Raw genomic sequence first — 21,516 nt, 5'->3', positions numbered from 1 at the left:
GGACCTGACCGGGTTGCGGTCAGGTCCTTGTTGCATCCGTGGATTAGAAACGGCGAATATTATCCGGATCTTCATAGTCGTTACGAAGTGCCCGATCATCGAGTCCGCGCAATTTGTTCTCGCGGTCGTTTATATCGGACTCTTTATCCAAGCGATCTTGTTCAGGGTCGACGGCTCGGTTCGGGTCATCACCGACCGATTCATTGAACGGTTTCGAATCGACCTCTAAGCCATCAGATGACGGGCGGTCAGAACGACTCGCATCATGTGTGGCATGTTTCCGTTCATTATATGGAGTCGAATCGATTTCAAGACCATCAGCCGTATGGTGGCCTTGATGGCTCGAGTCGTGTCTCGAGTCGTTATAAGGCGTGGAATCGACCGTCAGTCCTTCATTGTGGCGACGTTCGAAATCTTCGTCCACATAAATCAAGATTTTTCCGGCCTCGACGTCGCTATAGTGGCGATTTACCTCTTCTTCGCTCAAGCCCATGTTTCGAAGTCCCGCGTGTACATCCTCATGCCCGCTCAAGAAAGCCCGAACTTTATCGAACCATCCGGTATGGTGCGACGCTTCGGTATGGACGTCTGTCTGACGACGCAAAATTGAGACATTGTCCTCATGCTTGGCGACGACATAGATGTCTGAATCTTTGTAGCCTTTCGCACGCAACTCCTCGACTTTGCCGAGCGCTGCATCTTGCGTGTCATACATGCTGATGAATCGTTTCTCACTCATGTTGGTTTCCTCCTTATAATCGGCGATGGTCTTCTAAGCCAGAATGTCCGCGGACGATTGGGTCCTCTTTCGTGCCGCGCGGTTCCTCGTCATGATCATTGAACGGTTTCGCGTCGAAGGCGATGCCATCCGCTTCCTCCCCTTTATCATGATCGAGCTCACTATCTTTTTTATACATGTTCGGATAGCGTTCGTATGAATGCTTATCGATGTAAAGCAATAGTTTGCCGGCATCAATTGACGTGTAATACTCTTCAGCCTCCGCGTCACTAAGCCCCATATTCCGCAACTCATCGCGAATGCGGTCGCTTCCGTGAAGGAACGCTTTCACACGGTCCAACCAGTTGACATCACGAATCCCCGATTCGGCGTTCACATCGGTGTGGTAACGCAAGGCAGAAATTTCCCCATCCCGCTTGGCTACGACGTGCATGTTTTTCTCTGCTTCCCCAGCTTGCTTGAGTTCATTCACCTTATCCATGACTTCTTGCTCATTATGGAATAACCCAATGATTTTGCGATCCGACATGTTGTGCCTCCTTCGTAATCGTTTATTTGTTAAATCGACGTCACGCTATTAGTAATTTCCGTTCTAACAAAGGTTCAAACAAAAAACGCCATCTCAAGGCGAGAATGGCGTCATCAATAATAAATCATCAATGTTTCGTTTCCGAGATGGCATCGCGTGTTCTTCCAAACGAACTCGACGAGTGTCCACATGGCCATGAATCCACTGATCGCGAGCAGAATGAGCGCATACACAGGCGTCAATTGAATCAAGAATGACCATCCGAGCGAGAACAGGATGGGCTGGGTCAGTAAAACGAACCCGACGTATACGGCAATGATGAGCAAGGCGAATAGAATCCGTCGTCCTAACGTCTGAAAGTGATGGCGAAACCGCGTCAAAAGTCCAAACACGGCACCAGTCAACAACACTGGGAGCACGAATCCGAAGTAGTCGAGCGGATAAGGCGTGGCCGGTGCCGTGAACAAGCGCAAACTGAATACGTCATCCATAACGAGCAACAGATTCGCATAAGCGAACGCTAAAATCATGCCGAGCAGCCAACCGAATTGATTCCAGACGCGACGCGATGATTTGATGGCCTCGATTTTTGTATAGGCCAAAAAGGAGACGTCACGCATCTCGACATCTTGAAGCTTGACCTGGACGTCGTTGAGCCGATCGATGGCCCAGTCGAATTCCCGATTGGCTTGAGTTTTCTCATGCGATTTCAATTCTTCTGACGCCTCGATCATCGTATGGTAGCGACGGCGATACTCTTCGTTCGTCGTCGGTTGTTCGATTAAGAATAAGGCATATTCCTTCGGGTTTTGCTTGGTCAGCCCCTCTAGCGACTGTTCGTTCTTTTCCGCTTGTCGAATATAGCCCGCTAAACTGTCGAGCAACCGATCGGCTTTCGTCTCATCATTGAGCAGGTCGTGCAAGTGCGTTCGGACTTGATCGTAAAACTGTTGAACGATTGGGTCGTTCGATACGTGTGATTTCAGAAAAATTCCTCTCTTCTCATAGTTGGATTATTCCGGGGGTGGGTCGTTATGCGATAGCGTCAATGATTCGAAGTCCCCTTGTTCGATGCTGCGGATGAGAATCTCACTGCCTCCCATATTCGTCGCTAGCGGAATCGAATACACGTCACAGAGACGCATCAAGGCGCTCACATCGGGTTCGTGCGGCTGGGCCGTCAACGGGTCACGGAAGAAAATAATCATGTCTATCTCGCCTCGGGCGACGGCGGCACCGATTTCTTGGTCCCCGCCAAGCGGTCCGGATTGAAAACAATGGACCGGTAAACCGGTCGCCTCGGCGACGCGCTTCCCGGTTGTGCCGGTCGCGAATAATTGATGTTGTTTCAAGACGTGGGCGTAGGCTTTTACGAGCACAATCAAATCATCTTTTTTCTTATCGTGGGCAATCAGGGCGATGTTCATCTTGATTCCTCCTCAAAAGACTTCTTCTTTTAATTCGTATCACATTTACTGGAGAAAGACACGACTTCTTTCTTATAAGAGCACTTTCTAAAAAACGTTTTGACGAGAATGATTTATAGAGGAATAGGAAATGGCAAGGTTTAGGCAGATGAAAATGTTGGTATTTATACAAAGAGTCAAATAAATGAAATCATTTCAAAAAGAGATTGGAGGAAGATGTTAAATGAACGATACTACTTATAACTTCAACACATTCATGTCATGGCTGCCTGAGCTTTTGCTTGCCTTGGTCATTCTTGTCGTCGGATTCATTTTGGCGAAAGTTCTTGAAAATGTGACGCGCAAAGCGCTTCGCAAAGCACGTCTTGACGACCGTGTAGGGGTAAAACAAGAAGGTGAACCCGGAAAGCCTGGAAGAGAGGAAAAGCGGTGGACGCCTGAACGCATCATCGCAAAAGTCGTCTTCTTCGGCGTACTGCTTCTCGCATTCTTAATTATCTTTGAATTCTTGAACGTACCAGCTGTCGCTCAACCGTTCAGTCAAATCTATGCCGGCTTCTCTGGCTTGATCACAGGCGTGATTAAAGCAGGTCTCATCCTGCTCGTCGCATGGATTATCGCCACGCTCTTGAAGAAAGGGATTCAAATGGCAGGTCATCGTCTCAACTTGAACAAGTTGATGGAGAAGACAGGCCAAGAGTCGACTAGTGTCAATCAGACGAAATGGGTTGACACGGTCGCCAATATCGTCTTTTACCTTGTCCTATTGTTAGCTCTTCCAGCGGTACTCGATGCGCTTGGGTTACGAGGCATCAGCGGTCCGTTTGAAGACTTGTTGAACAGTTTCCTTGCCTTCATTCCAAAACTTGTCGCTGCAGCCCTTATCTTCGCGATTGGTTATGTCGTTGCGAAAATCGTCCGCGATATTTTGACGAAGTTCTTGGAAGCGGCAGGTCTTAACCGCTTCGCCGAGAAACTTCACTTGGCTGATTACGTGAAAGGGTCAAGTCTCGCAAAAGCGGTTGGAACGATCGTCTTCATCTTGATTATGATTCCGGTCACGATTTCAGCGCTTGAAGCACTTGATGTTCGTGGAATTTCAGATCCGGCCATCTCGATGCTCAATGATGTCTTGGCGATGATTCCGAATATCATCGTGGCAATCGTCTTGATTCTCGCCGGTGTGTTTATTGCCAAGTGGTTGAAAGGTGTCGTCGTGTCTCTCCTTGAGAACTTGGGCGTCAACTCACTCGCTAGCAAAATGGGTCTCGGTGGCCGCTCAACATCATCGACATCGATTGCACAAGTCATCGGAACCATCGTTCAAATCATCATCATCTTGTTGTTCGTATCAGAGGCACTTCAAGTCGCGAACCTCGACTTTATGGCTTCGCTCGCAACAGCAATCTTCGCATACTTGCCAATGGTCATCGCAGCCATCGTCATCTTGGCGGTCGGTTTCTGGCTCGCGAACATGGCAGAGCGTCTCGTCGGTAGCGTGCTCGTAGATGGAGCTGGCCAACCGAGCGTCTTGCGCCACGTCGCGAAATACGCGATTCTTGGAATCGCTTTCTTCATGGCAATCAGCCAACTTGGCATCGCGCCAATGATCGTCAATACGGCATTCTTGCTCATCCTCGGTGCAGTTGCCCTCGCCTTCGGTCTTGCCTTCGGTCTTGGTGGACGCGAGACAGCAGCTCGCTACTTGAAGAAAGCGGAGAAACGAATTGATGAGACAGAAGTATCGAAAGAAGGTCTCGAGCAAGAAAAAGCCCAAATGAATCAAGAAGCCGAAGCTGCGAAGCAACAGGCGAAACAAGGTGTGGAGCAGTCGAAACGTGAAGCGAATCAAACGAAACAAGAGTTGAAACGCGAAACGAATCGTCCCCAAACCCCACAATCTGATGTGACGAACGTAGACGGTCCAGAGCCGAACCCGTTCCATGACAACATCACACCAGATCAAGATAACCGTTCACTTGATGACAACGAAGGTCCACTTCGTCCATAACAGTGAAGGACGGGTCCCTGTACAGGGGCCCGTTTTGTTTTGCTGTAAAATAGTGTCACTTTTGTCGATATAATAAGAAACAGGTCGGTAAGAAGGCAGGAGTGACATACATATGTTCAAACAGTTTCAACGTACGCTCATTATGAACTACATATGGGGATCAGGCATCGCTGTGTTTGGGGTCGGGGGTCTGTTTATTTTTCAGACGCTCAGTCTTTCCCCGGCCGAGATGCTCATCTTGGCCGTCATCATGGGGTTGTCGGGCATGACGATGATTGGGCTTGAATTACTCCTCTATCGGCGTCACATTCGTCCTATCTATCACGTGTTCCATACGGATGCACCGACCTATGAGGCGTTACAACAAGCGTTCAATCAGACGAGTCACTTTCCAACGTTGACGGTAAAGCGGATTCTTGGTCCGCACTTATTCGGGTTATCCGTTCCAGCGATGAGTTTGACGGCGTTCGCCATTCACCAAGGCTGGATCGACCTCCCGTATCGGTTGATTGGTTTGGCGGCATTCGGCGCCATCTTGATTGCCATCTTACACGCGCTTATCGAATTCTTTTTGACGTACCGGTCGGTGGAAACGCTCTTGCTCCAATTGCAAGAGATGAGCCATCGCCTGCATCAACGTCCGCTGCAAGCGACGTATCGGTCCATCAGCGTCCGAACGAAGTTGTTGATTAGCATGCTCGTCATCGGGGTCTTCCCGGTCGCATTGTTCATTTTAGCGTCAGGAGTGCAGCTGTCGGCGGTAGAACAAGCCGATGCGTATTGGCAGTGGGCGGCTTTGATTTTGGTCGTCATCATCGGAGTTGCGACGTTCAGTAGTTTTTTGTTGTATGACAACATCAAGCGTCCAATCGGGGCCTTGACCGAAGGGGTCGCCGCATTGGATGCCGGGCGGTTGAACACAATCGACAACCCTTACTCCGATGAGTTCGCCCAACTCGTCACCGGGTTCAACCAAATGGTGACGAACGTCACGTACCGTGATCAGGAAAACGAACAACTGTTAAATAGCCTATTTGTTTTGTTCGCCGCGACACTCGATGCCCGCGATTCGTATACGGCCGGACATTCTGAGCGGGTGGCCGCCTATTCAGTCGAATTGGCGCAGGCACTTCAGTTGCCGAATGAACAGATTGAACTGCTCCGCAAATCGGCGTTGCTACACGATATCGGGAAAATTGGGATTCGTGACGATGTGCTGTTGAAAGAAGGAAAGTTGACGGACCATGAGTTCGCCCAGATTCAAGAGCATCCGACAATCGGCATTCATATATTGAATCAAATCGCCTTGCCCGAGTCACTGCAACCGATTATGGCCGGGGTCCGGTCTCACCATGAACGGATTGACGGGCGCGGATATCCGGACGGATTGGTCGGAGAACGTATTCCGCTCTTCGGTCGCATCATGGCGATTGCCGACGCGTATGACGCCATGACATCGGACCGTCCGTATCGGAAGGGGATGCCTGTCGAAAAAGCACTCTCGATTCTCGAGAGTGGACGTGGTACCCAGTGGGATGCCGCATTCGTCGACGTGTTCGTTCAATTACGACGTCAGGCCGTCTCTGCCTAAACAAACAAGTCCGCCCAAATCGGGCGGACTTGTTTGTTAGAGAAACGCATCAACGAGATACACCCCGGCGATGCCGCCGATGACGACGAGCATCAAGTTGGCCCGGAGTAATGCGAGCGCTGCGGCGACCATCCCACCCGCTAAAGCGGACGTGAGACTGTTCGTCGCCTGTAGGATGCCCGGAAAAATCAGGCTGGCGAGCACCGCATAAGGCGTGAACAGTAAAAATCGCTTCAAGAGCGGCGGCAACTTGACGTCCCGGAGCCAAAGCAGCGGAACGAGCCGCGGGATGTATGTGACGAACGCCATGGCAAGGACGAGCAAAAACAGACTGATCATACCTCATCCTCCTTGTATACGAAAGCGCCGATGCCGGCTGCGACCATCGTGGCCAAGATGATGCTCAAACCGGACGACAGCGGGATGAATGGAGAGACGCCGAAGTAGAGAATGGCTTGAGTCAAGACGGCGATTGCAGCTACGACGATGACCGGTTTGCGGGTAAGGGATGGGACGAGTAGGCCGATGAACATGGCGTACAAGGCGATGCCCATACTCGTTTGGACCGAGGCGGGCAAGCCGAAGGCGAGAAAGACGCCAATCCATGTCCCGACGTTCCAAGCCAAGAAGGCAATCATGTTTAGCCCGAGCACAAAGTGGCCGCGCGTCGACTCGTCACGCGTCGAGGCGACACTGAACGTCTCATCGGTCACGCCGAACGCGATGGCGGCCAGAAATCGATTCGAGGTCGTCTCGAGACGTTGGGACAACGACGCCGACATCAGGAAGTGCCGTAAGTTCAGGATGAACGTCGTCAAGATAATCTCCCAATACATCGAACCGGCCATAATCAACTGGACACCGATGAACTGACTGGCACCGGCAAAGATGAATAAGGACATGGCAAGCGTGATGACGTTTGGCATATCGAATGATTTCGCAAGCAGGCCGAAGGCGATGGCAATCGGGATGTAGCCGACGGCGACGGGAATGCCGGCACGCATGCCAGAACGGAAGGCGTCCTTATTCGGAATCGGTGTCATTTGAGAGACCGGGGTTGCCATGAGACCTCCTCCATTTCATAGATGATTTAATGTGGATTCGAGATTGGGTCACGCTTTCCTGCTCGAAACTAAAAAAATAGGGTATATAAAGGCGATAAGGAGCGTGAATGTATGAGTCGAGCTGAAGAATTTATCGCATCGTATCATCGGATTGAGGATTACTTGAGTCGAGAGATGGGGGACGGCCAGCATTTCAGTTTCAGCAACATGGTTAACCGTCTTGCCAAACATAATCCGATTATTGACAGGTATAAAGAAGATTTACATCAAATGAGTCAGTTGCGGAACGCCATCGTCCACGAACGGCGGGAGCCGGACTTCATCATCGCTGAACCGCATGACTCGATCGTCAATTTGATTCTCGAAGTGGAGAAAGAACTGCTCCATCCGCGTCAAGTCATCCCGCTGTTCCGTAAAATCGTGACGACGTTTGACGCCGACGATTCGCTCGTCGCCGTGCTCGGCGAGATTCGAGACAAGAATTATTCGCAGTTCCCTGTCTATAACCAAGACGGGTCGTGGCGTGGGTTGTTGACGAAAAAAGGAGTGACCAGTTGGCTCGCCGAAACGGTCGACGGGCCGCATGTGTCACTCGAAGGCGTTCAAGTCAAGCACGTACTCCAACACGACCCGCACCGGCGACGGTACCGATTTATCGCGCAAGAGACGTCGATCATCGAGGCGCACCATCATTTCATTAGTATGAAGGACGGCGTCCGTCTCGATGCCTTGCTCATTACCGAGACGGGACAAGAAGATGAGCCGTTACTCGGGATTATCCGACCACAAGATATTTTATACGTCATCGGTTGAGGCGCCGTGCTCGATGGCGACCTCATATTGAGTGACCGTGTTTCCGAGGACGATGGGCTTCACTTCAGAAGTGCCGTCGTCCCGTTTTTTGTGGGCATGTTTATACGCGCCGCTATCGCGCCAATTCTCAAAGCTCGCCGCGTCGCGCCACGTCGTCATGATGACGACCTGATCTTTCGTCTCATCCGATGTATCCATCAACACCTGCATCCGGATGAATCCATCCATCGACTCGATGCCTTTCGTCGTTTGGAAACGGGCGGTGACCGCCTCAATCTTCCCTTTTTCAACGTCTAGTTTGTTCATGACAATCCACATGTACATGTCCTCCTCTGCGATATCGTACGGGTTCATTATACATGGAACACGATCGATGCCTCGCTCGAGATGCTCGCATCAACGTTCGGCCCACCACTCCTCGAACGTCCAATTTTGTTGTTTCATCGTTGTCGCTTCTTTCACACCGACGTACCGGAGATGCCATGGCTCGTAGTTGTAGCCGGTGATTTTCTCTCTGCCTTTCGGATAGCGGACGATAAATCCGTAACGGTGTGCCTGTTGGAGCATCCATTTGCCTTCTGGGGTCTGGTCGAACGAGGCATAGAGTCCCATCTGCATGCGTGCACTCGTCATATCGACGGCGAGGCCGGTTTGATGCTCACTATATCCAGGACGGGCGACATATTTTGAGGCGTAGGCCGTGCCTCGCGTGTTGACCCAATACGTATAAAGTGATTTTTGAGTGGCGTAGGAGCGATAGGCGCTGAGGGCATACAACGTGTGGCCTTCTTTTCGCCCGGCGTAATAGAGGAGGGCTAGCGCGTGAGCGGCTTCAGCGGCCATGAGGGTTCGCTCGCTTCCTTTCGTGTAGACGGTCGGGATGGTCAACGTGACGAGTTGCCGCGAACGATACGTGCTCGAGAGGCCGTGTTGTTTATTGACGAGTCGAATCCGTTCCGCAGGCGCAAGTTTCGGGATGCCAGCTTTCAAGTTGCTCGACGGGGTATAGTAGCGTGTGCCATCGATATAGACGTTTGACCAACTGCGATTATACATCGTGTAACGGACAGGTGTGTTCGTGGACAGCGTCTTGGCGACCGGGGACGCTTGCATGGCCCGCCAGTACAGTTTCGTCGTTTTAATCGTGTAGCCTGGCTGGGGTGACGGGGTTGCGGCGGAAGTGGATATGACGGGAAAGATGAGCATCAGGACGAGGAGTACACGGATGAGTTTCATGAGGATGACCTCCTTTTGAGTCGTTGCTCTTCTTTTCCCTTTTTTTCAAATGATGAAAAGATAACGAATCAGGGAATAAGAGATAAATCGTCTCCGTCTCTTGACCTGAAGCGTGTACTGCCTGAGCCCGATGTGCCGGCAGCCCAAAAAAGATACACTTATCGTGTAGGGAAGAGATGGATCGAAGTATCGAAAGGAGTGAGCGCATATGGAACTCATTTTTGGTTTACCATTGTTATTGCTTGTCCTATTCTTTGCCTTTTTGTATTTCAACATCAAAGGGCTATCGAGTATGTGGAAAGATTACAATCGGACGAAATCGATGATTCCTCTCGGATTCTTCATCATCGGGATTATCGGGATTTTCACCGGCGTCTGGACGTGGCTCGTCATCTTGATTTACTATGCCGTCCGTCCAAAAGCTTGACCGGACACCATGTGCGAAAGTGCATGGTGTTTTTTTGCTATACTGAGGACGAGGTGTTGTCATGGATAAATTGATTAAGGCGTGGTTCATCATCACGCTCATTACGTTTGTGCTTTTTAAGCTAGGTGAGACGATGACCGCCGCTTATACGGAACCGGCGGGCGAGGGGAATCCGTACGTACTCGTTTTGCTGGTCGGTTGGCCGTTCGTCCTGTTGTTCATTTGGATTACGATTCGGCTCGCGCAGCGCACCGTCGCGTCGGTAAACCGTTTGGCGCGAATCGGTCTCTTGGTGGGGAGTCTCGTCATGGCGGGAGTCAGTTTCTATATTAACGCCGAGCAGGCCGCTTCGCTCCGCGCAGGCATCCGTGCTTCTGAGAACGCGGCCTATGCGTCAGGGTGGAATCAGTTCACGAACATCATTTATGCGAACCAATTGACGTTTTTCGTTTTGACGGTCAGTTGTATGGCACTTGGAGTGGCGTTTTCCTTCGTCACCCGCAAACGAACGAACGAGGAACGGCTCAACTAGCCGTTCCTCGTTCGTTTGTTTAGCTTAGTTTACTTTGATACAGGAGGGCGTAGCGGTCGGCCGCGATGATGGCATCGGCGACTTGTTCTGGGGTCACATCGAATCCGCTATGAATCGTCTCGCCTTCTGCGGTCGCGGCTTGGCCGACTTTTAGGATGTCCTCGCGGGAAGCATCTTTCAATTTCACGTCTTCAAGCGTGACCGGCAAATCGAGCGCCATATACAAGGCGACGTAGCGGTCAAACTCTGCCTGCGTCCGGCCTTCGAGTGCGAGTTGGACGAGTGTACCGAAGGCGACTTTTTCGCCGTGCGTCAAATGGTGAATGTCGCCATGCAGGGCCGTGAATCCGTTATGGATGGCATGCGCAGCGGCTAATCCACCACTCTCGAACCCGAGACCGCTCAAGAGCGTGTTCGCTTCGACGACGGACTCGAGTGCCGGCGTGACAACTTTGGCTTTTACGGATTCGTAAGCTAAAATCCCGTAATCGAACAGCACTTCTTCACAGCGTTTGGCAATTGCCTCCGCGGCAATGGTCGGGACACCGCCCGCCATCGTTTTTCCCCCAAAGGCGAGGACGCTTCGAACCTCGACCCATGTCGCGAGCGCGTCGGCAATTCCTGAGGCGAGGAAACGAGCCGGGGCCTCAGCAATCAGTTTCGTGTCGACGAGAACCAAATCCGGATTCTTTTTATAGAACCGATATGTCTCAAAGTTTCCTTCATCCGTATAGATGACAGAGAGGGCACTCGTCGGCGCATCCGTCGAAGCGATGGTCGGTACGATCACGATGCGGGCATCCAGTTCGTCAGCGACGGCTTTGGCCGTATCGAGCGTTTTTCCGCCGCCCATCCCGATGACGACTGCGGTATGGCTCTCTGCGGCCGCTTTGGCAATCCGTTCAATCTCGTGACGCGAAGCCTCCCCGACGAAATCAGCCTTCTCAGCGTTGACGCCGCTCGCTTTAAGTGAATCGGTCACCCGCTCCCCAATCAAGCGCCAGACGATGTCATCGGCGATGAGCAGCGCCTGTGACCCGAAGTGACCGACATGGTCCCCAATCCGATCGATTGTATTCTTGCCTTGCACGTACTTGGCTGGACTGATAAATACACGTTCTGACATATTCAACATCCTTTCTGAAGTAACGGTAGCGATAGGGCAACAGTAGATTTGTTCCCGATTCAACCCTAGCTTCAAACAGTCATCCTTGTGACAGCTCCGTGAATCCAACCTGAACATCGTTCACAGCCCACTCATCATCACGAGTAACACAATTAAAACGGCGACGGCAAGAAATCCCCAATCGAGTACGTATTTCATCACAATCGTTCCCTTCTACTATTATGTGATGAGTATAGATGATTGGCAGGCGGACGCCATTTCCAAAATCGGACCAGGTCAAAAAAAGACCGACGTCGCAGGTCCAGAGGTTTGAATGGAGCCAGAGCGGGAACAACTCTTTCGTATGCTTAATTTAGAAGGAGGAATTTTCAATGTCTAAACATGTACTGATTGTCACGACGTCTGCCGATCAATTAGAAAACGGTCACGCGACAGGGCTTTGGCTCGAGGAATTTGCTGCACCGTACCTTCAATTTGAGAAGCAAGGCTATAAAGTCACAGTAGCGAGCATCGAAGGCGGAGACGTGCCAATCGATGCGAACAGCTTAGAGGGCGAATTGCCGCAAGAGGTGTTGGATACGCAGCATCTATTGAAAGATACAGCCCGACTTGATCAAGTGGCGGATGACACGTATGACGCTGTTTTCCTTCCGGGTGGACATGGGACGGTCGTTGACTTCCCGAACAGTGAGACGCTACAGCGTGTCATCCGTGACACGTATGAAGGTGGAAACGTCGTCGCAGCCGTCTGTCATGGCCCGATCGGTCTCGTCAACGTCAAGTTAAGTAACGGAGAACCGCTCGTCAAAGACAAGCGCGTGACAGGGTTCACGGACGCAGAAGAGCGCGAGATGCAGCTCGACTCAGCGGTGCCGTTCCTACTTGAATCAGCAATGCGTGAGCGCGGCGGGAAATTCGATAACGCCGACAACTGGGCCGTCAATGTAGCCGTGGACGAGCGCCTTGTCACGGGTCAGAACCCGCAGTCGTCAGAACAAGTCGGCGCGGAAATCGTCAAATTGCTTGGATAATCGTAACGACAGCTTAGGAATCATTTCTAAGCTGTCTTTTTTTCGGACATATGTCCTTTTCAAAGCGCTCCATCTCACGTACAGTCAGACGAGGAGATAGGAGGGGAACTTGTTTGGGAATTTTATTTGCCGTGCTCTCGGGCACGTTCATCGCGCTGCAAGGTATTTTTAACGCTAAGCTCGGTTACGCGGTCGGCGCCTGGTTGTCGGTCACAGTCGTCCATCTCGTCGGTCTCGTGCTCGCACTCCTCATTTATGCGTTCAAACGGGATGCAGATTTGACAGCGTTTCGGCGCGTGCCTTGGTATTACAGCCTCGGCGGGTTGTTCGGAGTCTTCGTCGTCTTCGGGGAATTGACAGCCATTCAACAGCTCGGTGTCACGTGGGCCATTTGCGTCTTGCTCGTCGCCCAATTGATTGGCGCATTCTTGATTGATGTGAACGGGTGGTTCGGTGTGAAGCAGAAACCTGTCAATCAAGGTCAGCTTATGGGGCTCGCTTTAATGATCATCGGGATTGGGATTTACACGTTCACGTAAGGAGGAGCCAGATGAGAGTAGAAACAGCGTTAGCACGGCTCGGGTGGGCCCATCTGTTTTCAGGACAAACGTTAGAGGCGTCGACAATCATGACCTATCCGTCCGGGGCGATGCTCTGCACGAATGGTAACCCGATTGAGTCACTCTTCGTCGTGTTGTCGGGACGTGTCAAAATCTATACGTTAAGCGAGGAAGGCAAGTTGCGCTTACTGCGTTTAAAGATGGCTCCGACGTTGATTGGAGATATCGAATATGCGAGTGGACGCAACGTGCTCCACACGGTCGAGACGGTCGGCCCGGTGACGTGTCTGCGCATCCCATTCGATGTGTTGCGCACACATAACAGGACGATTGAATTTACGGAGCACCTTCTCCGCGGCGTGTCTGATAAGTTGTTCATCGAGGCGAACGCCTCATCGAACCATCTCATGTCGACGCTCGAAGAACGGTTGGCGGGTTATCTCGTCTCGCTCAGCGAGTCAGGGAATGAGTTGTTCCAAGATGAGATGAGTCAGTTGAAGCGAAAAGAAGTCGCGGAATGGCTCGGGACGAGCTATCGCCATTTGAACCGGACGTTACAGGCATTCGCGGATGAGGGACTCGTCGAGAAAACACGGACGCAAGTGACGATTTTAGATGCGACTCGATTAAAAGAACGTGCCAATGGCATGTTGTACGAATAAGGAGGCAATTCATGATAGTAGGAATTATTTGTTCGGCAGTGGCCGGTGCGTTCATTAGTGTCCAAGCGGCGGTTAATGCAAAAATGAACATCTATTTAGGCGCCTGGGCGACGACGGTGCTCGTCTTTATTGTCGGGCTAATCGGTTCGCTGATCCCACTCATTTTATTTGGCGGCAATCTGCAGGGACTGTTTGATATCTCTCCGATTTACGCGCTCGGCGGTCTGCTCGGTGTCGGTGTCGTCTTCTGTGTCATGCGAAGCATTCAATTGCTCGGACCGACCTTATCAGTGTCGATTATTCTCGTCTCTCAATTGATTTGGGCACTTGGTGTCGACTTGTCCGGAGCGTTCGGAATGCCACAGTTGTCATTGTCCCCAGGTCAGGTCATCGGACTGATGGTGCTACTTCTCGGTGTCATCGTCTTCAAGCAGTCACAAGCAACGGCTCTTCAGCAAGAAAGTTCAAACGAAGCGACTTCACGTTGAAGTGGCTTCTTTTTGAGCAAAACGGGTACAGGTGGATAACGAATCTCTGATAGGATAGAGAGGGAAGCAGTACGAAATATACGTAGAGGTGATGAAAACGGTGGATTCTTCCATAGTAATCGATTTACTGATTGTTTTATTCTTGATTGTGTTGAACGGGATTTTCGCGATGACGGAGATCGCGCTCATCTCGTCTAAACCGGCCAAACTTGAAGTCGAGGCGAACCGCGGTAAGCGCAGTGCCGAAATCGCACTCAAGTATTCAAAAGATCCGACCGACCTGTTATCGACGGTCCAAGTCGGAATCACGTTAATCGGGATCATTAACGGTGCCTATGGGGGTGCGCGTTTCTCGGCACCGCTCGGCGAATTGTTCGCGGAGCTCGGAATGAGTGCCCAATACGCACCGACCGTCGGTTACGTCGTCGTGGTCACGCTCATCACATACTTGTCGCTCATCATTGGTGAGCTCGTGCCGAAACGAATTGCCCTCGTTGCACCGGAAAAAGTGACGATGGCCATCATTCCAGCGCTGGACGTGTTCAGCAAAGTGATGCGACCGTTCATTTGGATTTTATCGAAATCGACGTTGTTCCTCTTTAAACTGCTCGGCTTGAAAGCAGAACAATCGAGTGGCGAGACGGAGCTCGAGATTAAACAGCTCTTATTCGAAGGGGCCCAACAAGGGGCGTTCGCTCACGAAGAAGTACAACAGGTCGAGCGCGTGTTTGCGTTCCATGACCAGTTGATTTATGAGTTGATGCAGCCGCGGACGACGCTCGAATGGGTCGACCTCGAAGATGATATGGACGATATCAAGAAATCGATTTATGAGAGTAAACACAATAAACTCCCGGTCGGTCGCGATACGCTCGATGAATTCGTGGGCTATATCGATGTCCGCGATATTTTGACCTTGCCGACGCTTCGGGAGCCATCGCAAATCTTGAAACGAATCAAACAACCGCTCGTCGTGCCAAAACAGCGAGAAGCGAGCCAAGTCTTGCAGATGATGCAAAAGAACGGCGTCGAGATCGCCTTCGTGCTCGATGAGTATGGTGGATTCCTCGGAATGGTCACGTTGTTCGATATCCTTGAAGAAATCGTCGGCGAAGTGATGATCGAAGAAGAGACGCCGGAAGTCGTGCGCCGTGAAGACGGATCGTACTTGGCAGACGGCCTCCTCGGAATTGAAGATTTAAAACGGACGTTCGGGATTCGAGATAATCGTTTCGATGAAGGACGAAGCTCGTATCATACGCTTGCCGGTCTCGTCATTTACGCGCTCGGGGACTTCCCGAAGCGAGGTGATGTCGTCGAGGCGTACGGACTCCGGTTCGAAGTCGTCGATATGGACGGAAAACGTGTCGACCAAGTACTCGTATCTGAATTGCCAGCAACCGAAATAGAAGAAGACTGACGCCGCGGCGTCAGTCTTCTTTTTTGTGCGTGTTCCACGTCTCGAACGCCGCCTGCATGAGGATGCGGGCAGTATGCAGCATCGCCCGTTCATCGACATCGAACCGAGGGTGATGGTGCGGGAATACGACACCGACTTCCGGGTTGCCAGCCCCTGTGAAAAAGAAGCTACCAGGAACGTGTTGCATATAGTAGGCGAAGTCTTCACCGACCATGAGCGGTGCCATCTCGATGACGCCATCCGTTCCGACGACACGTGCGGCACTGCGCCGCACATGGTCGGTCTCGGTCGCATGGTTGATGACGGCGGGATAGCCACGAATGTACTCGAGCTCATAATGTGCCTCACTGGCCGAGCAGATGTGGGCAATGGTGCGCTCCATCTCGGCGATGATGCGTGTTTGCGTCTCCGGTGTGAACGTTCGCACCGTGCCAGACAGCTTTGCTTCATCGGCGATGACGTTGAACGCTTGACCGGCGACGAACGTGCCGACGGTCAAGACGGCCGGTTCGAGCGGGTCGATGCGGCGGCTGATGATTTGTTGCAACTGGCTGACGATATTGGTTCCGACCATGACGGCATCGACCGTGTGTTGCGGGATGGCCCCGTGACCTCCCTTGCCTTTGACGGTCAGTTCGAACCGGTCGGCCGCCGCCATGATCGGTCCGGTCTTCACACCAACCGTGCCGAATGGAAGCGGCGTCCAAATATGAGAACCATAAATGTAGTCGACCCCATCGAGGCAGCCATCTTCGATCATTGGTTTGGCCCCGCCTGGTGCGAGCTCTTCCGCGAACTGATGGATGAGGACGACATCTCCGGGAAGATCGATTTCCGTAAGGGCTTTCGCTAGGACGAGCAGCGTCGCCGTATGGGCATCATGACCGCAAGCGTGCATCGAGCCGTTTACTTTTGAACGATACGGAACATCTTTTAAATCTTGAATCGGTAACGCATCGAAGTCGGCACGAAACGCGATGGTTGGACCGTCACCGCCATGAATCCGTCCGACGACACCGTTGCCGCCGACGTGTTCGCGCACATCGAGCCCGAGCTCACGTAAATAGGCCGCAATCGTCCGCGGTGTCTCCCGTTCTTCAAACGAGAGTTCGGGATGTTGGTGGAAGTGGCGTCGAAGCGACACCATCTCTTCGTATAATTCAGTCAATCGGGAATCGAGGTCAGTCACAAGCATAGCAAGCACTCCTGTCAGTTGATTGTTTTTGTTTGAATCAAGGTCCATACGTCATGTGAATCCAAATCATCGAGAATCGGTTGAAGTAACATCTGTCGTGCTTCATCAGCCGTCACCCATCTGGCATCGCTATGCTCTTCAGAGAGAGTGATGGTTGTTGCGACGGGATGAGCCCAGTACGTCATCAGAACGACTTGACGATTCGAGTCGGTCAAAAATGTCGTGGCGTACAGTAAGTGTTGAATCGTTACGCGTAGCCCAGTTTCTTCGAATACTTCCCGTTCCAGGGACTGTTCGAGCGTCTCACCAAAATCGAGCTTGCCGCCGACAAGCTCCCACGTGCCAGGATGGATTTCATCATCGGTTGCCCGTTTAATGATGAGGAGCCGGTCTTCTTGCACAATCACTGCCTTCACAGCGACGACGATAGATGGAATAGACATCGTGACACTCCTTTGTATGAAATCGTGAGGAAGCTCACTGTAGATATGAATCATTTACTATATTTTCCGAAGTTATGCTTATGGTATACGACGAGAGGGAATTAATACAGGAGAAAATCATGAAATGAGGTGTCGAAATGGGTTGGATTATCGCAATTGGGATTATCGTTGTCTTGGCGTTCGTCTATTTTTCGATGTACAACGGACTTGTCAAATATCGAAACTGGGTCGACGAGGCGTGGGCACAGATTGATGTACAGTTGAAACGGCGTTACGATTTGATTCCAAACTTGGTCGAAACGGTGAAGGGCTATGCCAAACACGAGCAAGAGACGCTTGCGAAAGTCGTTGAGCTCCGGAATCAGCTCGGGTCGAAGACGAGCCGTCAAGAACAGATGGAAGTGAACGATCAATTGAGCGGCGCGCTGAAAAACTTGTTCGCTCTCCGTGAGGCATATCCAGATTTGAAAGCGAACGAGAATTTTAAGATGCTTCAAGAAGAACTGACGCAGACTGAAAATAAAGTCGCCTACTCACGACAGTTGTATAACAATACGGTCATGAAATATAACACGAAAGTCGAATCGGTCCCGACAAACATCATCGCCTCCGTTCACAACTTCGAAAAACGCGACATGCTCGAAGCTCGTGAAGAAGAACGCGAAAACGTGCGTGTTTCATTCTAATGGATTGGAGTGGCGACGATGATTTTATATGAACAGATTCGCAAAAATAAAATCAAGACCGTGTTCATCGTGGCCGGATTCGTCCTTCTCGTCTTAGGCGTCGGGGTGGTCATCTCGTATTTGAATTATGGTGACCCGCTCCCAGGCCTCATCTTCACGCCGGTGTTCTCGCTGTTTTATATCGGGATCGTCATCATGTCGAGCACGAACATCGTCATGAAAATGAACCACGCCCAAGAGATCACTTCGGTCGACCAGCACCGGTTTCTCTGGCACACCGTCGAGAATATGGCGATGGTCGCGCGCGTCCCGATGCCGCGCATCTTCATCATCAACGATGCGTCACCGAACGCGTTCGCGACCGGCCTGAAACCAGAAAAGGCAGCTGTCGCCGTGACGACCGGACTGCTCGACCAGTTGACGCGAGAAGAAGTCGAGGGCGTCATCGCCCATGAAGTCGCCCATATCAAAAATTACGATGTACGACTGGCGACAGTGACGCTCGCCCTCGTCTCGGTCATCGCCATCATGAGCGATATCGGGTCGCGGATGCTGTTCTTCCGCAGCGTCGGCGGCCGTCGCGACAACAACCAAAACCCGATTTTTATGATTGTCGGGCTCGTGTTGTTGATTCTCGCACCGCTCATTGCCACGCTCGTTAACTTGGCCATCTCACGGAATCGTGAGTTTTTGGCGGACGCGAGCGGGGCCGAATTGACGCGTAATCCGGATGCCCTCGCATCGGCGCTCGAGAAAATCGCCAATATCCAGACACCGGTGAAGGAAGCCTCACGTGCCTCGGCGTCGCTCTACTTTTCAGACCCGCTCAAGAAAAAGCTGAGCGGTCTGTTCTCCACGCACCCGAACCCGGATGAACGGATTGCCAGACTGCGAAGTATGTAGTGCATAACGAAGGTCCTCTTTTTAGGAAGAGGGCCTTTGTACGTGAATCGGATCAGCCCATTTCACATACCCAGTTTGTATGAATAGTGAATGGGAATGATAGTAAAAAGAGGACGGATTGGAGGGGACTTCATGTTTGAGTCGGCACTTGAGTTAGGCATTGTCATCTTCTTATTGATTTACTCAGTCACGGTTTCGCTGATGTTGATGTCAGTCAAAAAGAAGAGCTGAACTAACATATGAGCAAAGGCAGTAAAAAGCCACCTCGCGCGCGAGGTGGCTTTCGTCAGTTACCCGGCGCGATGGCTCCGGAGTTTTTCAATCTCTTCGAGGACGAATTGGACGTTTGTTCCGACGATGACTTGAATGTGGTTCGGGCTGACAACCTTGATACCAGGGATGCCTGCTTTCTTGATTTGGGCTTGGTCGACCGTATCCATGTCTTTCACATCGACACGAAGGCGCGTGACGCACGATTCGATGCCTGTGACGTTTTGATCGCCGCCGAGACCGTCGTAAATCGTGGCTGCCATCGCTGAATATTGACCGCCGACAGCGACTGGAGCCGTCTTCGTTTCGCCTTCAGGAGTCGTTTCCGTTGCGACCGCGTCAACCGCTTCGTCTGACTCACGGCCTGGCGTTGCCAAGTTGAGCTTGACGATCATGAAGCGGAAGATGACGTAGTAGATGGCACCGAAGACGAGACCTTGGACGAGCAACATGTACGGCTGGTTCGCGAGCGGTAACCGTGAGCTGAGGACAAAGTCGACAAGACCAGCGCTGAAGCCGAATCCGGCCGTCCATTGGAACGTCGCCGCAATGAAGAGGGAAACCCCTGTCAAGACCGCGTGGACGAGGTAGAGAACTGGTGCGAGGAACATGAACGAGAATTCGAGCGGTTCCGTGACACCTGTGAAGAACGATGCGAACGCTGCGGCGAGAAGGAGCGAGGCCGCTTGTTTTTTACGTTTTGTTTTCGCGGTGTGGTACATGGCGAGGGCTGCTGCCGGAAGACCGAACATCATGATTGGGAAGAATCCAGCTTGATATCGACCAGTGATTCCTTTCACGCCTTCGCCTGACCAGAAGTTACCGATGTCGTTGATACCGGCCACATCGAACCAGAATACCGAGTTCAAGGCGTGGTGAAGACCAGTTGGGATTAACAGACGGTTGAAGAAGCCGTAAAGGCCTGCCCCGATTGCACCCATTTTAGAGATCGTTTCCCCAAATCCGACGAGTCCTGTGTAAACGACCGGCCAGACGAAGTAAAGGGCGACCGAGACGAGAATCATCGAGAATGCCGTCATGATTGGCACGAGACGCTTACCACTGAAGAAAGCGAGCGCGTCTGGAAGCTTCACATGGCTAAAGCGGTTGTACATTTGAGCGGCGACGATACCTGACAAGATCCCGACGAACGCGTTGGCAATTTTACCGAATGCTGGGTTGACGGCTTCGACGTCGATACCTTGGAACAAGGCGACAGTAGCCGAAGACAAGAGCGTCGTGACCGTGAGGAAGGCGACAAGTCCGCTTAGAGCGGCTGAGCCGTCACGGTTTTTCGCCATTCCGAGGGCGACCCCGACTGCGAAGAGAATTGGAATGTTATCGATAATGGCTGCACCGGCTTTGATCAAGAATGCGGCGGCGATGTTTTCAGAACCCCAGCCGACGGGATCAATCCAGTAACCAATCCCCATGAGAATGGCAGCTGCAGGAAGTACGGCAACTGGCAACATGAGGGAACGTCCGAGACGTTGTAAAAAGTTCATCATTGTGAATTTCCTCCTTTTTGATGGTGTTGATCTTGCAGGCGTTGAATGTGGAGCGTAATATAACCAAGCTCTGATTCGGGCAAGACGATGCCGTATAAGTCTTCCATTTCGTTTGCGACGTCAGACGCACATGCATAGGCCGACGAGAACTTCGTTTGAATCATGAGAAGCATATCTTCGTCGATCGTATGGTGATCGTAATGGTTGACCCGATCCATGACGAATCGTAAATGAGTTAATAAGCGTTGATAGGATAAGTCATCTTCTTCTATAGATAGATCGAGTCGTCTCGAAATCGATTGAATCATGTCACGTACGATTGTCGTCTGTTTGACCGTCTTGCGTAAATCACCTCCCTTCACTTTTAGTGTATGGATGTGCAGCGCGATGAAGGCCGCCTCATCTTTCGGCATCTTGACGCCGAGTTTGTCCTCGATGAGGTGAAGCGCCCATAGTCCGATTTCGTACTCGTTGCGATATAAAATCTTAATCTCGTTCAACAGTTTATTTCGGAGCGAGATGCCTTCTTGCTCGCGCTCGATGGCGAATGAGATGTGATCGGTGAGGACGATATGGATGTGTTCGTTGAACGTCGTCTCGAGCCGTTTTTCCGCATGCGAAATGATTTCTTCTGAAATCGTGAAGTGCTCGATTGGAATCCGCGTCAGCAGTTGTTGAAATTTATCGTTCTCCGACATGACGAACAGCTTTTCAACTTTATGCGGATTGACGATATCGTTGCGTGCCTTCTTGAATGCGACGCCCGGTCCGATGGCGATTTTCTCTTCACCCTCATCTGAGACGATGACCGCGTTGTTGTTTAGAATCTTTTTGATTTTTAACATGTGTCCTCCT

The 21,516-nt window shown here is 51.5% G+C and carries 25 protein-coding genes; 12 read left to right on the top strand and 13 right to left on the bottom strand.

Features of this window, described 5'->3' with window-relative positions; translation table 11 throughout:
* Nucleotides 1-43: 43 nt before the first annotated feature.
* From KNP72_RS09435 to mgsA, 4 genes are all read right to left on the bottom strand, one after another.
* Nucleotides 44-739, bottom strand: coding sequence for a YflT domain-containing protein (locus tag KNP72_RS09435; protein WP_214718661.1), 696 nt, complete (start codon nucleotides 737-739; stop codon nucleotides 44-46).
* A 13-nt stretch (nucleotides 740-752) separates the two neighbouring features.
* A complete protein-coding gene (locus tag KNP72_RS09430) occupies nucleotides 753-1,268 on the bottom strand; it encodes a YflT domain-containing protein (protein WP_029596367.1) in 516 nt (171 codons plus the stop codon).
* A gap of 113 nt (nucleotides 1,269-1,381) precedes the next feature.
* Nucleotides 1,382-2,191: a hypothetical protein gene (locus tag KNP72_RS09425; protein ID WP_251128953.1), complete on the bottom strand. Its 810-nt coding sequence runs from the start codon at nucleotides 2,189-2,191 to the stop codon at nucleotides 1,382-1,384.
* Between the two features lie 90 nt (nucleotides 2,192-2,281).
* Complete coding sequence (gene mgsA / locus KNP72_RS09420) at nucleotides 2,282-2,695, bottom strand: methylglyoxal synthase (protein WP_214718660.1); 414 nt, start codon at nucleotides 2,693-2,695, stop codon at nucleotides 2,282-2,284.
* A gap of 223 nt (nucleotides 2,696-2,918) precedes the next feature.
* On the opposite strand from mgsA, the gene KNP72_RS09415 reads away from it, so the two are divergent.
* Together KNP72_RS09415 and KNP72_RS09410 are read left to right on the top strand one after the other, a co-directional pair.
* Nucleotides 2,919-4,706: a mechanosensitive ion channel gene (locus KNP72_RS09415; RefSeq protein ID WP_214718659.1), complete on the top strand. Its 1,788-nt coding sequence runs from the start codon at nucleotides 2,919-2,921 to the stop codon at nucleotides 4,704-4,706.
* 112 nt (nucleotides 4,707-4,818) lie between these two features.
* Entirely contained in the window at nucleotides 4,819-6,297 is a 1,479-nt protein-coding gene (locus tag KNP72_RS09410; RefSeq protein ID WP_214718658.1) for an HD-GYP domain-containing protein, read from the top strand.
* A gap of 36 nt (nucleotides 6,298-6,333) precedes the next feature.
* Here the strand turns inward: KNP72_RS09410 and KNP72_RS09405 are convergent, their stop codons facing one another.
* Nucleotides 6,334-6,636, bottom strand: coding sequence for an AzlD domain-containing protein (locus KNP72_RS09405; RefSeq protein ID WP_214718657.1), 303 nt, complete (start codon nucleotides 6,634-6,636; stop codon nucleotides 6,334-6,336).
* Nucleotides 6,633-7,361 carry an AzlC family ABC transporter permease gene (locus tag KNP72_RS09400; protein ID WP_214718656.1) on the bottom strand — a complete coding sequence of 243 codons (729 nt, stop codon included), beginning with the start codon at nucleotides 7,359-7,361 and terminating at the stop codon, nucleotides 6,633-6,635. The genes KNP72_RS09405 and KNP72_RS09400 overlap by 4 nt, the downstream gene beginning before the upstream one ends.
* A 111-nt stretch (nucleotides 7,362-7,472) precedes the next feature.
* Between KNP72_RS09400 and KNP72_RS09395 the strand changes: the two genes are divergently transcribed.
* Nucleotides 7,473-8,174 carry a CBS domain-containing protein gene (locus KNP72_RS09395; protein ID WP_214833021.1) on the top strand — a complete coding sequence of 234 codons (702 nt, stop codon included), beginning with the start codon at nucleotides 7,473-7,475 and terminating at the stop codon, nucleotides 8,172-8,174.
* Here the strand turns inward: KNP72_RS09395 and KNP72_RS09390 are convergent.
* Together KNP72_RS09390 and KNP72_RS09385 are read right to left on the bottom strand one after the other, a co-directional pair.
* Nucleotides 8,157-8,492, bottom strand: a complete 336-nt coding sequence (locus tag KNP72_RS09390; protein WP_214833019.1) for an antibiotic biosynthesis monooxygenase — start codon at nucleotides 8,490-8,492, stop codon at nucleotides 8,157-8,159. The two genes, KNP72_RS09395 and KNP72_RS09390, sit on opposite strands and share 18 nt — an antisense overlap.
* 78 nt (nucleotides 8,493-8,570) lie before the next feature.
* Nucleotides 8,571-9,410, bottom strand: a complete 840-nt coding sequence (locus KNP72_RS09385; protein WP_214833017.1) for a M15 family metallopeptidase — start codon at nucleotides 9,408-9,410, stop codon at nucleotides 8,571-8,573.
* A 208-nt stretch (nucleotides 9,411-9,618) separates the two neighbouring features.
* Here KNP72_RS09385 and KNP72_RS09380 point away from each other — a divergent pair, with 208 nt between their 5' ends.
* Nucleotides 9,619-9,837 carry a hypothetical protein gene (locus KNP72_RS09380; protein WP_021067968.1) on the top strand — a complete coding sequence of 73 codons (219 nt, stop codon included), beginning with the start codon at nucleotides 9,619-9,621 and terminating at the stop codon, nucleotides 9,835-9,837.
* A 61-nt stretch (nucleotides 9,838-9,898) separates the two neighbouring features.
* The gene (locus tag KNP72_RS09375; RefSeq protein ID WP_214833015.1) at nucleotides 9,899-10,369 is read left to right on the top strand and encodes a hypothetical protein; all 471 of its coding nucleotides are present in this window, start codon (nucleotides 9,899-9,901) and stop codon (nucleotides 10,367-10,369) included.
* A 19-nt stretch (nucleotides 10,370-10,388) separates the two neighbouring features.
* Here the strand turns inward: KNP72_RS09375 and KNP72_RS09370 are convergent, their stop codons facing one another.
* On the bottom strand, nucleotides 10,389-11,495 hold the full coding sequence (locus KNP72_RS09370; protein ID WP_214718643.1) for a glycerol dehydrogenase: 1,107 nt from the start codon (nucleotides 11,493-11,495) through the stop codon (nucleotides 10,389-10,391).
* Between the two features lie 371 nt (nucleotides 11,496-11,866).
* Here KNP72_RS09370 and KNP72_RS09365 point away from each other — a divergent pair, with 371 nt between their 5' ends.
* From KNP72_RS09365 to KNP72_RS09345, 5 genes are all read left to right on the top strand, one after another.
* Complete coding sequence (locus tag KNP72_RS09365; RefSeq protein WP_021067971.1) at nucleotides 11,867-12,526, top strand: type 1 glutamine amidotransferase domain-containing protein; 660 nt, start codon at nucleotides 11,867-11,869, stop codon at nucleotides 12,524-12,526.
* Nucleotides 12,527-12,639: 113 nt separating this feature from the next.
* A complete protein-coding gene (locus KNP72_RS09360) occupies nucleotides 12,640-13,065 on the top strand; it encodes a DMT family transporter (protein ID WP_214718641.1) in 426 nt (141 codons plus the stop codon).
* Between the two features lie 11 nt (nucleotides 13,066-13,076).
* Complete coding sequence (locus tag KNP72_RS09355) at nucleotides 13,077-13,748, top strand: Crp/Fnr family transcriptional regulator (RefSeq protein WP_214833013.1); 672 nt, start codon at nucleotides 13,077-13,079, stop codon at nucleotides 13,746-13,748.
* An 11-nt stretch (nucleotides 13,749-13,759) separates the two neighbouring features.
* Nucleotides 13,760-14,236: a DMT family transporter gene (locus KNP72_RS09350; protein WP_214718638.1), complete on the top strand. Its 477-nt coding sequence runs from the start codon at nucleotides 13,760-13,762 to the stop codon at nucleotides 14,234-14,236.
* 91 nt (nucleotides 14,237-14,327) lie between these two features.
* Nucleotides 14,328-15,656 (top strand): hemolysin family protein, encoded by a 1,329-nt coding sequence (locus KNP72_RS09345; RefSeq protein ID WP_214718636.1) that lies wholly within the window; start codon nucleotides 14,328-14,330, stop codon nucleotides 15,654-15,656.
* A 10-nt stretch (nucleotides 15,657-15,666) separates the two neighbouring features.
* On the opposite strand, the gene KNP72_RS09340 is transcribed toward KNP72_RS09345, so the two are convergent.
* Both KNP72_RS09340 and KNP72_RS09335 read right to left on the bottom strand, forming a co-directional pair.
* Complete coding sequence (locus tag KNP72_RS09340) at nucleotides 15,667-16,851, bottom strand: M20 metallopeptidase family protein (protein ID WP_251128952.1); 1,185 nt, start codon at nucleotides 16,849-16,851, stop codon at nucleotides 15,667-15,669.
* A 14-nt stretch (nucleotides 16,852-16,865) separates the two neighbouring features.
* Nucleotides 16,866-17,294, bottom strand: coding sequence for an NUDIX hydrolase (locus tag KNP72_RS09335; protein WP_214718634.1), 429 nt, complete (start codon nucleotides 17,292-17,294; stop codon nucleotides 16,866-16,868).
* Nucleotides 17,295-17,431: 137 nt separating this feature from the next.
* Between KNP72_RS09335 and KNP72_RS09330 the strand changes: the two genes are divergently transcribed.
* Nucleotides 17,432-17,980 (top strand): LemA family protein, encoded by a 549-nt coding sequence (locus KNP72_RS09330; RefSeq protein ID WP_021067978.1) that lies wholly within the window; start codon nucleotides 17,432-17,434, stop codon nucleotides 17,978-17,980.
* A 21-nt stretch (nucleotides 17,981-18,001) separates the two neighbouring features.
* Entirely contained in the window at nucleotides 18,002-18,883 is an 882-nt protein-coding gene (gene htpX, locus KNP72_RS09325; protein WP_286038398.1) for a zinc metalloprotease HtpX, read from the top strand.
* Between the two features lie 290 nt (nucleotides 18,884-19,173).
* On the opposite strand, the gene nagE is transcribed toward htpX, so the two are convergent.
* Together nagE and KNP72_RS09315 are read right to left on the bottom strand one after the other, a co-directional pair.
* On the bottom strand, nucleotides 19,174-20,661 hold the full coding sequence (nagE, locus tag KNP72_RS09320; protein WP_214718632.1) for an N-acetylglucosamine-specific PTS transporter subunit IIBC: 1,488 nt from the start codon (nucleotides 20,659-20,661) through the stop codon (nucleotides 19,174-19,176).
* Nucleotides 20,658-21,506: a PRD domain-containing protein gene (locus tag KNP72_RS09315; protein WP_021067982.1), complete on the bottom strand. Its 849-nt coding sequence runs from the start codon at nucleotides 21,504-21,506 to the stop codon at nucleotides 20,658-20,660. The genes nagE and KNP72_RS09315 overlap by 4 nt, the downstream gene beginning before the upstream one ends.
* Between the last annotated feature and the right edge of the window lie 10 nt (nucleotides 21,507-21,516).

The sequence above is a fragment of the Exiguobacterium sp. s152 genome (assembly GCF_018618335.1).
Lineage (GTDB): Bacteria > Bacillota > Bacilli > Exiguobacteriales > Exiguobacteriaceae > Exiguobacterium > Exiguobacterium chiriqhucha.
This window is presented reverse-complemented; position numbering and strand designations above follow the sequence as displayed.

Coding starts and splice junctions, on each gene's coding strand:
- KNP72_RS09435 (WP_214718661.1), bottom strand. CDS start 739: ATGAGTGAGAAACGATTCATCAGCATGTATGACACGCAAGATGCAGCG.
- KNP72_RS09430 (WP_029596367.1), bottom strand. CDS start 1,268: ATGTCGGATCGCAAAATCATTGGGTTATTCCATAATGAGCAAGAAGTC.
- mgsA (WP_214718660.1), bottom strand. CDS start 2,695: ATGAACATCGCCCTGATTGCCCACGATAAGAAAAAAGATGATTTGATT.
- KNP72_RS09415 (WP_214718659.1), top strand. CDS start 2,919: ATGAACGATACTACTTATAACTTCAACACATTCATGTCATGGCTGCCT.
- KNP72_RS09410 (WP_214718658.1), top strand. CDS start 4,819: ATGTTCAAACAGTTTCAACGTACGCTCATTATGAACTACATATGGGGA.
- KNP72_RS09405 (WP_214718657.1), bottom strand. CDS start 6,636: ATGATCAGTCTGTTTTTGCTCGTCCTTGCCATGGCGTTCGTCACATAC.
- KNP72_RS09400 (WP_214718656.1), bottom strand. CDS start 7,361: ATGGCAACCCCGGTCTCTCAAATGACACCGATTCCGAATAAGGACGCC.
- KNP72_RS09395 (WP_214833021.1), top strand. CDS start 7,473: ATGAGTCGAGCTGAAGAATTTATCGCATCGTATCATCGGATTGAGGAT.
- KNP72_RS09390 (WP_214833019.1), bottom strand. CDS start 8,492: ATGTGGATTGTCATGAACAAACTAGACGTTGAAAAAGGGAAGATTGAG.
- KNP72_RS09385 (WP_214833017.1), bottom strand. CDS start 9,410: ATGAAACTCATCCGTGTACTCCTCGTCCTGATGCTCATCTTTCCCGTC.
- KNP72_RS09380 (WP_021067968.1), top strand. CDS start 9,619: ATGGAACTCATTTTTGGTTTACCATTGTTATTGCTTGTCCTATTCTTT.
- KNP72_RS09375 (WP_214833015.1), top strand. CDS start 9,899: ATGGATAAATTGATTAAGGCGTGGTTCATCATCACGCTCATTACGTTT.
- KNP72_RS09370 (WP_214718643.1), bottom strand. CDS start 11,495: ATGTCAGAACGTGTATTTATCAGTCCAGCCAAGTACGTGCAAGGCAAG.
- KNP72_RS09365 (WP_021067971.1), top strand. CDS start 11,867: ATGTCTAAACATGTACTGATTGTCACGACGTCTGCCGATCAATTAGAA.
- KNP72_RS09355 (WP_214833013.1), top strand. CDS start 13,077: ATGAGAGTAGAAACAGCGTTAGCACGGCTCGGGTGGGCCCATCTGTTT.
- KNP72_RS09350 (WP_214718638.1), top strand. CDS start 13,760: ATGATAGTAGGAATTATTTGTTCGGCAGTGGCCGGTGCGTTCATTAGT.
- KNP72_RS09345 (WP_214718636.1), top strand. CDS start 14,328: ATGAAAACGGTGGATTCTTCCATAGTAATCGATTTACTGATTGTTTTA.
- KNP72_RS09340 (WP_251128952.1), bottom strand. CDS start 16,851: ATGCTTGTGACTGACCTCGATTCCCGATTGACTGAATTATACGAAGAG.
- KNP72_RS09335 (WP_214718634.1), bottom strand. CDS start 17,294: ATGTCTATTCCATCTATCGTCGTCGCTGTGAAGGCAGTGATTGTGCAA.
- KNP72_RS09330 (WP_021067978.1), top strand. CDS start 17,432: ATGGGTTGGATTATCGCAATTGGGATTATCGTTGTCTTGGCGTTCGTC.
- nagE (WP_214718632.1), bottom strand. CDS start 20,661: ATGATGAACTTTTTACAACGTCTCGGACGTTCCCTCATGTTGCCAGTT.
- KNP72_RS09315 (WP_021067982.1), bottom strand. CDS start 21,506: ATGTTAAAAATCAAAAAGATTCTAAACAACAACGCGGTCATCGTCTCA.